This window comes from Ruegeria sp. BH6 (assembly GCF_056538105.1).
In genome coordinates, this window is record NZ_JBQFSR010000001.1 from 992723 (window position 1) to 1005250 (window position 12528).

A 12528-nucleotide genomic window follows, 5' to 3' on the forward strand; every position below is an offset into this window, starting at 1 on the left:
GGATTCAGGCGTAGATGGACAGTACGAGTTTGGATCTGACGGCTGTGGATGCGTACCTCAAGTCGCATCTTCCGGGCTATTGTGGGCCGTTGCAGGCGAGAAAGTTTGCGATAGGACAATCCAACCCGACCTTTTTGCTGAGGACCCCCGATCAGTCTTATGTTCTGCGTCGCAAGCCTCCGGGTGCGTTATTGAAATCTGCCCATGCGGTGGATCGGGAATTCCGTGTTCAAAGCGCGTTGGCCAACAGTGCCGTACCGGTCCCCAAAATGTACCTGCTGTGCGAGGATGGTGATGTCATCGGGTCGGTTTTTTATGTTATGGAGCATCTGGAAGGGCGCGTATTTCTAGAACCTACATTGAGCGGGGAAACCGATGCCACCCGCTCCGCCGTGCTGGATGAAGTGAACCGTGTACTGGCTGACCTCCACGAGGTGGATATCGATGCCGCCGGACTATCTGACTATGGCCCGCCCGGAAACTACTTTGAACGCCAGATTGCGCGCTGGATCAAACAGTACCGCGCCTCTGAGACCGCAAATATCCCCGAGATGGATGCGCTGATGACCGCCCTTGAAGGTTCGATACCCGTAGATGACGGCCAAAGAACGCTGGTGCATGGTGATTACCGTATCGACAATCTGATGTTTGAGAAAGACGGCACACAGTGCATCGGGGTTCTGGATTGGGAATTGTCGACGATCGGGCATCCGTATGCAGATTTGGCGGCAGTGATCATGCAGTGGCAGATGCCGCCGGGTGCCGAGGGCAGGGGTCTGGCCGGAATTGATCGGGCAAGTCTAGGCCTGCCCTCAGATCAGGCATTTATCGATCAGTATTGCCAGCGTCGTGGCCTTTCCGGGATCGACAATTTCGGGTTTTATCTAGCCTTCAACTTCTTTCGTATGGCCGCGATTTTGCAGGGGGTCTTTAAACGCGCGCAGGACGGAAATGCTTCCGACCCGGAACGGGCGATGATACTTGGTTCGTATGTTCCAATATTCGCACGCCACGGGCTGGAAGCCATAGAAAGCTAAGGGGTCTTTGACAGCTCCAACCCTAGATTTCCCAGACTATTCTTGCCAAAGAACATTTCGGACCCCGCAAACATGCTGGGAACGCCGAACACACCGCGTTTTACGGCAGCCTTGGTCTGGTCTTTCAGTTGTTGCTTGATGTCGACGCTGGTCATCGCCTCGCGTATTTTACGCGCTGGCAGATCGTTCTCTTGCATGATTTCCGACAGAACACCCAGTTCATCGACCTTCTGACCATGCACCCAAATCGCATCGAAAACAGCGTTCATATATTTGTCTTCCCAGGGTTTTCCGGACGCAAACACAGCCCCACGCATGGCAAATTTGGTGTTAATCGGAAAATGAGGACTCATGTGAAAGCTCAGGCCCCGCGTGCGCGCAAATCGATGCAGATCATGAGTCAGATAGGCCGATTTCTGACGGTTTTCCGAAAAAGCCTGAAACGGGCTTTGGTTGTTGGTCACCTTGAAAACCGTCGACAGCAGGACCGGCACATTGTTCACCTGCACACCGTATTCGCTTGCCAAATCCGGCAAGGTCTTAAACGCCAAAAATGCATTGGGACTACAAAAATCATAAACGAAATCTATATGTTGCGCCATGTTGCTCCTCCGAGAATTTGAACACTGGAAATGAACCAACTCGTGACAAGCGAATCCGCTACGACCCTAGTGTATCAGGCTTGCAGTCCGTGTGGTCGATTTCCCTGTCAATTCAGCACGTAAGCCCGCAAGATCGCGCCCATGTACCAAAGGGTTAATCATCAATGACAAACTTCGACGCGAACCGCCTGAGCCGCATTGCCGACTGGATGCAGCGTTATGTCGATGAGCGAAAATACGCGGGCAACTCCCTGTTGGTGAAACACAAAGGCTCCGAGGTGTTTTTCAACGCCTGCGGCAAAAGAAGCCTTGAAGATGATCTGGATTTTCAGCGCGATACAGTTGTGCGCATTTATTCAATGACCAAACCGATCACCACTGTCGCTCTGATGATGCTGGCCGAGCGGGGTTTGTTTCACCTCGATGCGCAACTATCAGAATTTCTGCCAGAATTTTCCAAAATGCAGGCACTGATTCCGGGGGCCGCGCGGCTAGATCAAACCGAAGACGCACCTACGCCGACGCTGCATCAACTCCTGACGCATACAAGTGGGTTCAGCTATCCCTTCAACCCCGGAGTGCTGCCACAAGCGATGGATGAACAGGACCTTATGTTCAAACCAGATCAGGGTCTTTTGGCCGACCGCGTTTGCGACCTCGCTGCTCTGCCTCTGGCGTTCCAACCGGGGGCTCGCTGGGAATACTCCGTGGGCATCGACGTTATTGGCCGCGTGATCGAGGTTGTTTCGGGCCAAACCCTGGATCAGTTTTTCGCGACGGAAGTTCTTGAACCGCTTGAAATGAAGGACACCGGATTTTCAGTGCCAAAAGGGGCAGGGGATCGGTTTGCGTCGCTGTACACTCCGTTGGCCGGGGACGCGATGGCCTTGAATTCGGCACAAACCGGTGCCGAGACCCTGCGGCTGGTTGATCAGGCCAAAGGGTCTCCGTTCGAAAACGCCACGACGTTTTCGGGTGGTGGCGGCTTGGTTGGCACGATCGACGACTATTCACGGTTTGCGGAGATGTTGCGAAATCGCGGGCAGGGCGCGGGCCATCGCTTTTTAGGTCCTAAAAACGTCGACTACATGCTGCGCAACCATTTGCCAGGCGACATCGCCGCGATGGGTCCGCAAAGTTTCGCAGAACAGCCCATGGAGGGTACAGGATTCGGCTTGGGCGGTGCTGTGGTGATAAACCCCGGTCGAACCCGAGTGCCAGGCTCATTGGGGGATTTTGGCTGGGGCGGCATGGCGTCGACATACTTTTGGATCGACCGGGTCAACGACCTGACCACAGTCTTCTTCACCCAGTTGTCACCCTCCAGTTCATACCCATCGCGGGCAGAGCTAAAGGCGCTTGTCCTCGGGGCATTGATTGAATGACGTTCTGACCGCTGATACCCAAGACTTAAAACACCCGGAGACCGCAACATGACCGAAGCAGAACGTATTCTTCTTGACCTTTTGGACATCGAAAGGCTTGAGGTTGATCTGTTCCGTGGCACAGGATCCGGAGGTGAAACACCAACGCGCATATTCGGAGGTCAGGTGATCGCTCAGGCCCTAGCAGCGGCTTATCGAACTGTCGAAGATCGCCTGTGCCACTCACTGCACGCTTATTTCATTCGCGCTGGTGATCCGTCTATTCCTGTTATTTATCAAGTTGATAGAGCGCGTGATGGAGGTTCCATGACCACACGTCGCGTCGTTGCGATCCAACACGGCAAACAAATCCTCAACATGTCAGCCTCGTTTCATGTTCAGGACGAAGGATGGGATCACCAGCACGCCATGCCGCAGACCAAAGCACCCGAAGCTTATCCGGCCCGCGAGGAATTGCGCCAAAGATACGTGGACCAGGTTCCCGAAAAATTACGCGACGAACTGCTGCGAGAACGTCCAATCGAGGTGCGCGAAGTGGATCACCAAAATCCATTTTCCCCCGAAAAATCAGACGACCGAAACCAGATCTGGTTTCGCATGAAAGCTGCCGCCGGAACTGATCCGGTGACGCAACATCTGATTCTGGCTTATGCGTCTGACATGTACCTGATGACGTCCGGCCTGCGCCCGCATGGGCTTAGTTGGTTTGCCGGAGACGTCAACGGAGCAAGCCTGGATCACGCTTTGTGGTTCCACGCGCCGATACATTTCGAAAACTGGCATCTATACGCAATGGATTCTCCCTGGAGCGGGCAGGGACGTAATTTCAATCGTGGGTCCATTTATGCCCAAGACGGCACACTGGTCGCTTCGGTGGCGCAAGAAGGTTTGATGCGCAAGGTGCGGCACAAACCTTAGGTGTCTTCGATAAACCGCTGATTTAGCTTTTGCATTCCGGACAGCCAGCGATCGTAGTCACCAGCTTTAAGTTGCATGTAATCCCGAACCTCGGGATGCGGCAGGACCAGAAATTGCTCGGACTGAATAGCTGAAAGACAGGCATCAGCCACTTCTTCAGGCTCTAACATGCCGTCTATTGCAGCGACCGAAGTTTCATGCCCGCGCGTCATTTCGGAGCGAACCGCCTGTGGGCATAGAACGGACACACGCAAACCTTTCTGGCCGTATGTAATTGACAGCCACTCGGCAAATCCGACTGCCGCATGCTTTGTGACGGCATACGGTGCGGCGCCTGGTTGATTTAGCAAGCCAGCCGCAGACGCCGTGATCATGATATAACCACCACCACGCGCAACCATACGCGGCACCATATGGCGCGCGGTCCAGACGTGGGACATGACATTGATTTTCCAGATGCGATCCCAATCCTGGTCATGAACATCCAGACCGCCAAGTGTCAGAATACCGGCATTGGCACAGAAAAGATCAATGGGTCCAATTTCGTTTTCAACAGTGTTGATCTGAGTTTTGATATCGTCTTCGCTCGACACATCGCATGCCAGTCCGTGACCTCCGATCTGTGAGGCCACGGATTTTGCGCCGCGCTGGTCGATATCTGAACAGACAACAGTGGCACCGTCTTTGGCGAACCGCTCAGCCAGACCTTTGCCAATACCCTGAGCGGCACCGGTGACAACCACAGTTTTTCCGCGCAGTTCCATTCAGCTTATTCAAACGACGGTTCAGTGAACCGTCGTAATCCATTGTTAAAATGGTGTAATTTGCATATCAGGCATATCATCTTATTAACATAATACCAATTACACGATAACCTTAATAGAATGCCTGCAACCCGGTTTGAGCCCGCCCCAGGATCAGCGCATGCACATCATGGGTCCCTTCATAGGTATTCACAGTCTCAAGATTGACCATGTGGCGAATGACATGGAACTCCAGCGAGATACCGTTACCGCCGTGCATATCCCGCGACATCCGCGCGATATCCAGCGCTTTGCCGCAGTTGTTGCGCTTGACGATCGAAATCATCTCGGGTGCGGCATTCGCTTCGTCCATCAGACGGCCAACGCGCAGGCTTGCCTGCAAACCCAATGAGATTTCGGTCTGCATATCTGCCAGCTTGCGTTGAAACAACTGCGTCTGCGCTAGCGGACGATTGAATTGTTTTCGATCCAACCCGTATTCGCGCGCGGCGTGCCAGCAGTTTTCAGCCGCCCCCATCACGCCCCAGCTGATGCCATAACGCGCACGGTTTAAACAACCAAACGGACCTTTCAGCCCCTGTACATGCGGCAACAGCGCGTTTTCGTCGACCTCGACGCCGTCCAAAACGATTTCGCCGGTGATCGACGCCCGTAGGCTCAGCTTGTTCTGAATTTTCGGAGCGCTCAGTCCCTTAAGACCTTTGTCCAAGACAAAGCCACGGATCTTACCGTCATGGGCATCAGACTTGGCCCAAATCACGAACACATCCGCAATCGGAGAGTTCGAGATCCACATCTTGCTGCCGGTCAAACGGTATCCGCCATCAATTTTCTCGGCCCGGGTTTTCATACCGGCCGGATCCGATCCTGCATCAGCCTCGGTCAGACCGAAACACCCGATCCATTCACCGCTGGCCAGTTTCGGCAGGTATTTCCGGCGCTGTTCTTCGCTGCCATAGGCATAAATCGGGTACATCACCAATGAGCTTTGCACTGACATCATCGAGCGATAGCCCGAATCTACACGCTCAACTTCGCGCGCGACCAGACCGTAGGACACGTACCCTGCCCCCAGTCCGCCGTATTCCTCGGGGATCGTGGTGCCCAGCAGGCCCATTTCACCCATTTCGCGGAATATCTCGGGGTCGGTTTCTTCGTTCTGATAGGCCTTGGTCACCCTTGGTTGCAGCTTTTCCTGCGCATAAGCGTTGGCGCTGGCGGCGATCATACGTTCGTCTTCCGTCAGTTGATCGGACAAACGAAAAGGATCATCCCATGTGAATTTACCCATATCAGGCGCATCTTTGGCGCGCAGAGTTGGCTTGGTGTCAGGGGCGTTCATGGTGCTTCTCCGCTCAATCAGCTTCGCGGCAAACTAACCCGGCCTTTCAGCAAAAGACAGTAAGAGTTTGGCATCTGACTATGAGCAAAACTCATACCCCTGCCCGGCCTTCAACCCAGAGCGTAACCGGCGCCGCGAACGGTTCGAACCGGGTCCTTGCCGCCATGCTGCGTCAGCGCTTTTCGCAACCGACCGATATGGACGTCTACGGTGCGCGTATCGACATAGATATCGCGGCCCCAAACCCGGTCAAGCAGTTGCTCGCGGCTCCAGACGCGGCCGGGTTTTTCCATGAATGTGCTCAGCAGGCGAAACTCGGTCGGGCCAAGCTTTAATGGTTTGCTGTTACGGCTCACCTTGTGCGTTTCCGCGTCCAGAATGATGTCGTCAAATTCAAGACGTATACCAACCGTTGCCGGGCGGACCCGGCGCAGTTGCGTGCGCACCCGCGCCATTAGTTCTACCACTGAATACGGTTTGACAACGTAATCATCTGCGCCGGTTTCCAGACCGCGCACCTTATCGATCTCTTCCGTGCGCGCCGACAGCATAATGATCGGAATAGCGCGTGTATCAGGGCGCATCTTCAGACGGCGACAGACCTCAATCCCGCTGAGATTCGGCATCATCCAATCCAATACGATGATGTCAGGCTGTTCCTCATCGACCAACAGCATGGCTTCGTCGCCATTGGCGGCCTTGGATACGCGGAACCCTTCAGCTTCGAGGTTATAGGCCAGCACTTCACGCTGGGCCGGTTCATCCTCGACCACCAGAACGGTTGGTTGATCAGCGGACATTCGTCTGAACTCCTAGGCGGATTGAGAGGTTATATCGGCTTTCGGGCGCGCCTCGGTCGGGCGCTCGCCGGTGACGAAATACACGACCTGTTCTGCAATCGCGGTGACATGGTCGCCCATACGCTCGATGTTCTTGGCGATGAAATGCAGGTGCATACAGGACGAGATATTGCGCGGGTCCTCGGCCATGAAAGTCAGCAATTCGCGGAACAGACCGTTATACATCTGGTCGACCTCTTCATCGCGGTCGATCACCTCGGCGGCCAGTTCGGCATCACGCTGAATATATGCGTCCAGTGCGTCGCGCAGCATGCGTTCAACCTCGCGCGCCATACGACGCAAGGCAGCCGCGCTGCCGTTGATATCCCCCCCACTGGCCAGAACCGTGGTGCGCTTGGCGATGTTTTTGGAATAGTCGCCGATGCGTTCCAGGTTGGCAGATACCTTCAGAACTGACAGCACCAGACGTAAATCGCTGGCGGTCGGCGCACGCAGCGCGATCAGGCGGGCGGTTTCTTCGTTGATCAACTCTTCCAGAGCGTCGATGGCCTTGTCACCCTGACGGACCTGCTGGGCCAGTTCCTCGTCTCGTGTTTCAAGGGACCGGGCCGAGTTCATGATGGCGGCTTCGACCAGACCGCCCATCTTCATGATATGGGCCTGAATGGCTTCTAGGTCGCGGTCGAAGGCGGATGCAATATGTTGTTCGCTCATATCTGAATACCTGTGTTCAGCCGATCCGGCCGGTGATGTAGCTTTCCGTGCGGGGATCGACGGGATTGGTAAAGATTTGTCCGGTTTCCCCAAATTCCACCAAATTACCCAGATGGAAAAACGCAGTCTTCTGGCTGACCCGCGCGGCCTGCTGCATCGAGTGTGTGACGATCACCACTGAATAGCGCGCGCGCAGGTCGTCGATCAGTTCTTCGACCTGTGCTGTTGCAATCGGGTCCAGGGCCGAGCATGGCTCGTCCATCAGCAGAACTTCGGGCTCCGTCGCCACAGCGCGGGCGATGCACAGGCGCTGTTGCTGACCGCCGGACAGACCGGTGCCAGGGGCGTCCAGGCGGTCCTTTACCTCGTCCCAGATCGCTCCGCGGCGCAGAGATTTTTCCACGATTTCATCCAGTTCCGCCTTGTTTTTCGCAAGACCGTGAATGCGCGGACCGTAGGCCACGTTGTCATAGATCGACTTTGGGAACGGATTGGGTTTCTGAAACACCATGCCCACTTTTGCACGCAGTTGTACTGGGTCGACGCGCTTGTCATAGATATCCTCGCCATCCAGCAGGATATCGCCCTGCACCCGGCAAATGTCGATCGTGTCGTTCATCCGGTTCAAGCACCGCAGAAAAGTGGACTTGCCGCAGCCCGACGGCCCGATGAATGCCGTGACGGTTTTGTCCTCGATTTCAACATTCACGTCTTTGATGGCGTGCGTATCGCCGTAATGGACCTGAACGTTATTCGCGGCGATCTTGATGTTTTTGGAGTCCACGGTTCTCTCCACACTTGTCATCTGGTTCATCTTGGGCCCCTTTTACCAGCGGCGTTCAAAGCGGCGGCGCAGAAGTACCGCGATGGTGTTCATTGTCACAAGGAAGATCAACAGAATGATGATGCCCCCCCATGCGCGTTCATAAAAGGCCGGGTCGGCGCGCTTGGACCATTCATAGATCTGCGCCGGCATGGCCGAGTTTGGCGACAGGAAGCCCGCGACGATGCCATCCGGTGGGTTCGAGGCGATAAAGCCCACCATTCCGATCAGCAGTAGGGGTGCGGTTTCCCCCAGCGCCTGCGCCAGGCCGATGATCGTGCCAGTCAAGATGCCGGGCGCGGCCAGAGGCAGAACGTGATGGAACACCGCCTGCATTTTCGAGGCCCCTACCCCCAACGCTGCATCACGGATCGACGGCGGAACCGCCTTCAGCGACGCGCGGGTCGATATGATGATCGTCGGCAAGGTCATCAGCGTCAGCACCAGACCACCGACCAGAGGAGCGGATGTCGGCAGGTGCATATAGTTGATGAACACGGCCAGACCCAGAATACCAAACACGATGGACGGCACGGCAGCGAGGTTCGAAATGTTTACCTCAATGATATCAGTCAGTCGGTTCTGCGGTGCGAATTCCTCAAGATAGATTGAGGCCGCAACGCCAATCGGAAGCGCTAGCGCAAGCACCACGAACATCATGAACAGCGAACCCAGCATCGATACACCGATCCCCGCAGCCTCGGGCCGCTGATCAGATGCGTCCGAGCCAAAGATGAAATCAGGGTTGAAGGCTTTGTACAGCACGCCCGCATCCCGCAACTGATCAACGAAATCAAGTTGTTCGACCGTGATGCTCTTATCGTTGGCAATCGACTCACGTGTGACGCGGCCCTTCAAATAGCCATCGACGCGGCTGTTGGTCAAAAAGCGGAAACTGACCGTTTTGCCGATCTCATCTGGGTTGGCGATGACGTAATTGCGCAGCTCGGCTTGCGCTGCCTTGGACAGGATTTTACCCATTGCCTTGGGTTTCAGATCAGTCTGAATGCCCAGCTCTTGAACTTCGGCTTCCAGAGCCGATGCAATAAGGGGCGCGTAACCGAAGGTCGAAACCTTCTTGATGTCCTCAATATTGCGGTTGCCCTTCTTATCAAGCTTGTCGGCCTTTAGCTCGACATTCAGTTCAAGATAGGTCTGCTGGAAGGCCCCTGTCCCAGCGGTCACAATATTCGTGACCAGCACGACCAGCATCAGCAACCCGATACCGATTGCGGCGACACCGTACATCTTGAACCGACTTTCAGCCGCATTGCGCCGCTTGGTGCGCGCGTCCTTTTCAAACAGCGAACCGCCCTTGGGTTTCGCCGCAGGAGCAGCGCCAGGTGTTTGGGAAATATCGGTCATTCGTACTGCTCCCGGTATTTGCGTACGATGTAGAGGGCAAAGATGTTCAGCCCCAGCGTAATGATGAACAGTGTCAGACCCAGTGCGAAGGCCACCAGAGTCTCGGGGCTGGCAAAGTCGGTGTCGCCGGTCAGCTGGCTGACGATCCGGGTTGTAATGGTGGTCATTGCCTCGAACGGGTTGCCCGAGAATTTGGCGATTGCACCGGCGGCCATCACCACGATCATCGTCTCACCAATGGCGCGGCTGGCGGCCAACAGGATCGCGCCCACGATCCCCGGCAGCGCGGCGGGCAGAACCACCTGACGCACGGTTTCAGATTTCGTCGCGCCCAGTCCAAGCGAGCCATCGCGGATCGACTGTGGCACCGCGTTGATGATGTCATCAGACAGTGATGAGACAAACGGGATTAGCATGATGCCCATCACCAAACCAGCGGTCAGAACGGCATTGGAACTTGCCATCCACCCCAGCCCCAACGCGCCGCCATTTCCGAATAGGGACACCAGCGCAGGCCCCACGGTCAGCAAGGCAAACAGGCCGTAAACGATGGTTGGAATACCCGCGAGGATTTCCAGCAAAGGTTTCGCGACCGACCGCGTCACGGTCGAGGCATATTCTGACAGATACACAGCCGCAAACAGGCCAATCGGCACCGCCACCAACAGGGCAATCACCGAGATATAGAGCGTACCCCACAAAAGCGGCAGGATCGACAGCTCACTCCCACCGCGGAAATTCGGGGCCCAGGTGCTGCCGAAGAAAAAGTCTTTCCACGAGTGTAGTTGGAAGAAGTTCAGCGTCTCGAAGAACATCGACAAGACGATGCCTACGGTGGTCAGAATAGCAATCGACGCGGCCAGTAGCAGCAAGGCCAGAACGCCTTGCTCGACCACGTTGCGCGCGCGGAATTCCTTATTCGTGCTAACATAAGCAAAGGCCGCACCCAACAAGGCCAGCGCCAGTACTACGACCTGCATCGCCACAGACCCGCTGCTGGTCATGCTGCGGTATTTCTGAGCGGCCATCAAGATTGGCTGGGTGATATCTTGCGTCAGAACCTGGCCCGCGTCCTTCAGGGCCGCGGTCAGTGTATCAATATCCGCATTCGCGTTCTGCGCTTGTGCCTCGGTCATCGTGCCAGCGGTAACAGCACCGTTCAGGCCGTCAGCCACGCGGCGCACCTCGCTCATAACAAGGCCGCGATCCGACCCTTCGGCGATCGCGTTGTCAGGGATCAAACCGGATATTGCGTTGTCGATGATCATTGGCTGCACCAAAAGCCAGATGATCAGTACGCCCAAGGCCGGTACAAGCGCCGTAAAGGCAACATTGTAGCCGTAATAAGACGGCAACGAATGCAGTTCGCGGGCGTTACCCCCCGCGCTAGCCAGGGCTCGGGAACGGCCCGTGAAATATCCGATCACTGCCAGCGCAAGCAGGATTAGCAACAGCCAGGATAACGCCATGAGAACTCCGTGAGGATGGCAGTGAGTTGAGTCAAAAAGAACCGGGGCGTGAAGAAAACGCCCCGGTTCGGTTTTCGATATGGATTAGGAACCACCGCCCAGAACGGCTTCGTTTGCAACGGTTTCCTGAACCTTGCCCAGCTCCGGGTCAGAGACCAGGCCGTACTCGGCCAGCGGGCCATCGGGGCCTGCAATCTCATCCGCGACAAAGAACTCAGCATATTCTTTCAGGCCGGGAACCACGCCGATATGCGCTTTTTTCACGTAGAAGAACAGCGGGCGCGACACCGGGTATTCGCCCGATGCGATGGATTCGGTCGACGGAACAACGTCTGACATGGTCGCAACCTGCAGCTTGTCAGTGTTGTTTTCGTAGAACGCCAGACCAAAGACGCCGATGCCGTCCTTATTGCTATCGATGCGCGCCAGGGTCTCGGTATAGTCGCCGTCGATGTCGACCGAAACGCCGTCGGTGCGCAGAGCGATACAGGCTTTCTCAGCCGCCTTTTTGTCGTCGCCGTTGGCCGCTTTGTAGACGTCAAAGTCGCCCAGATGCTCACAACCGGCCAGGATCACCTTATCTTCGAACACTTCACGGGTGCCGTGCTTGGTGCCCGGGATGAAGGCTGCGATGGGTTGCGCCGGGAAATCCGGGTTCACGTCGGCCCAGGTTTTGTTCGGGTTGTCGACCAGCTCACCGTCCACAACGATCTGCGCGGACAGGGCTTTGTACCAATCTTCCGGCGTGAACTCGAACGTGTTGCCGTTAATGTCCGAGGCGAACACGATGCCATCATAACCGATCTGCACTTCGATGATGTCGGTCACACCGTTTTCGGCACAGGCTTTGATCTCTTTTTCACGGATCGCGCGCGATGCGTTTGCCACGTCGATGGTGTTTTCGCCAACACCTTCGCAGAACCGCTTGAGGCCCGCAGACGAACCACCCGACTCGACTACTGGTGTCGGGAAGTCAAAGTTTTCACCGAAGGCTTCTGCAACGATCGAAGCATAGGGCAGCACGGTCGAAGAACCCGCAACCTGAACCTGGTCACGCGCAGCAGCAGCGGTGGCCGATACGGCAGCGATAGCAAGCGCCGAAGCCGACAGTTTTACAAAGGACATTCCAGTCTCCTTGATCATATCAGTTTGTGATCATCCCCATGATGATCTTGCGCCAACGTCTAAAAGTCGCGCGTAAGCCTTTTGTGACAGGTATGTAACAGCTTTATGACAGATCGCATGAAAACAGGACGTTGGAACGCAAAGCTGCAATGCGCTTTTTACATGACAGGCAGACCACGTCTGG

General features: G+C 55.7%; 12 protein-coding genes. 3 read left to right on the forward strand and 9 right to left on the reverse strand.

Annotated features, from left to right (window positions below; all coding sequences use genetic code 11):
* The first annotated feature begins 14 nt into the window (after positions 1–14).
* A complete protein-coding gene (locus tag ACR0B8_RS04930; RefSeq protein WP_226688450.1) occupies positions 15–1037 on the forward strand; it encodes a phosphotransferase family protein in 1023 nt (340 codons plus the stop codon).
* Here ACR0B8_RS04930 and ACR0B8_RS04935 read toward each other — a convergent pair.
* Positions 1034–1639, reverse strand: coding sequence for a 2-hydroxychromene-2-carboxylate isomerase (locus ACR0B8_RS04935; RefSeq protein ID WP_226688449.1), 606 nt, complete (start codon positions 1637–1639; stop codon positions 1034–1036). The two genes, ACR0B8_RS04930 and ACR0B8_RS04935, sit on opposite strands and share 4 nt — an antisense overlap.
* Positions 1640–1803: 164 nt before the next feature.
* On the opposite strand from ACR0B8_RS04935, the gene ACR0B8_RS04940 reads away from it, so the two are divergent.
* Positions 1804–3024, forward strand: coding sequence for a serine hydrolase domain-containing protein (locus ACR0B8_RS04940; protein WP_226688448.1), 1221 nt, complete (start codon positions 1804–1806; stop codon positions 3022–3024).
* A gap of 48 nt (positions 3025–3072) precedes the next feature.
* A complete protein-coding gene (locus ACR0B8_RS04945; RefSeq protein ID WP_170394098.1) occupies positions 3073–3942 on the forward strand; it encodes an acyl-CoA thioesterase in 870 nt (289 codons plus the stop codon).
* Here the strand turns inward: ACR0B8_RS04945 and ACR0B8_RS04950 are convergent.
* The 8 genes from ACR0B8_RS04950 to ACR0B8_RS04985 all read right to left on the reverse strand — a co-directional run bounded on the left by ACR0B8_RS04950 (position 3939) and on the right by ACR0B8_RS04985 (position 12344).
* A complete protein-coding gene (locus tag ACR0B8_RS04950; RefSeq protein ID WP_480657621.1) occupies positions 3939–4706 on the reverse strand; it encodes an SDR family oxidoreductase in 768 nt (255 codons plus the stop codon). The two genes, ACR0B8_RS04945 and ACR0B8_RS04950, sit on opposite strands and share 4 nt — an antisense overlap.
* Positions 4707–4818: 112 nt before the next feature.
* Positions 4819–6048: an acyl-CoA dehydrogenase gene (locus ACR0B8_RS04955; protein ID WP_170394102.1), complete on the reverse strand. Its 1230-nt coding sequence runs from the start codon at positions 6046–6048 to the stop codon at positions 4819–4821.
* 110 nt (positions 6049–6158) lie between these two features.
* Entirely contained in the window at positions 6159–6848 is a 690-nt protein-coding gene (phoB, locus tag ACR0B8_RS04960) for a phosphate regulon transcriptional regulator PhoB (protein ID WP_170348715.1), read from the reverse strand.
* Positions 6849–6860: 12 nt separating this feature from the next.
* Positions 6861–7562: a phosphate signaling complex protein PhoU gene (gene phoU, locus ACR0B8_RS04965; RefSeq protein WP_058281268.1), complete on the reverse strand. Its 702-nt coding sequence runs from the start codon at positions 7560–7562 to the stop codon at positions 6861–6863.
* A gap of 16 nt (positions 7563–7578) precedes the next feature.
* Positions 7579–8376 carry a phosphate ABC transporter ATP-binding protein PstB gene (gene pstB, locus ACR0B8_RS04970; RefSeq protein WP_170375357.1) on the reverse strand — a complete coding sequence of 266 codons (798 nt, stop codon included), beginning with the start codon at positions 8374–8376 and terminating at the stop codon, positions 7579–7581.
* A gap of 12 nt (positions 8377–8388) precedes the next feature.
* Positions 8389–9750 (reverse strand): phosphate ABC transporter permease PstA, encoded by a 1362-nt coding sequence (pstA, locus tag ACR0B8_RS04975; protein WP_170348717.1) that lies wholly within the window; start codon positions 9748–9750, stop codon positions 8389–8391.
* Complete coding sequence (gene pstC, locus ACR0B8_RS04980; RefSeq protein WP_170358486.1) at positions 9747–11219, reverse strand: phosphate ABC transporter permease subunit PstC; 1473 nt, start codon at positions 11217–11219, stop codon at positions 9747–9749. The genes pstA and pstC overlap by 4 nt, the downstream gene beginning before the upstream one ends.
* Before the next feature lie 84 nt (positions 11220–11303).
* Complete coding sequence (locus ACR0B8_RS04985) at positions 11304–12344, reverse strand: substrate-binding domain-containing protein (protein ID WP_170348719.1); 1041 nt, start codon at positions 12342–12344, stop codon at positions 11304–11306.
* Positions 12345–12528: the final 184 nt, after the last annotated feature.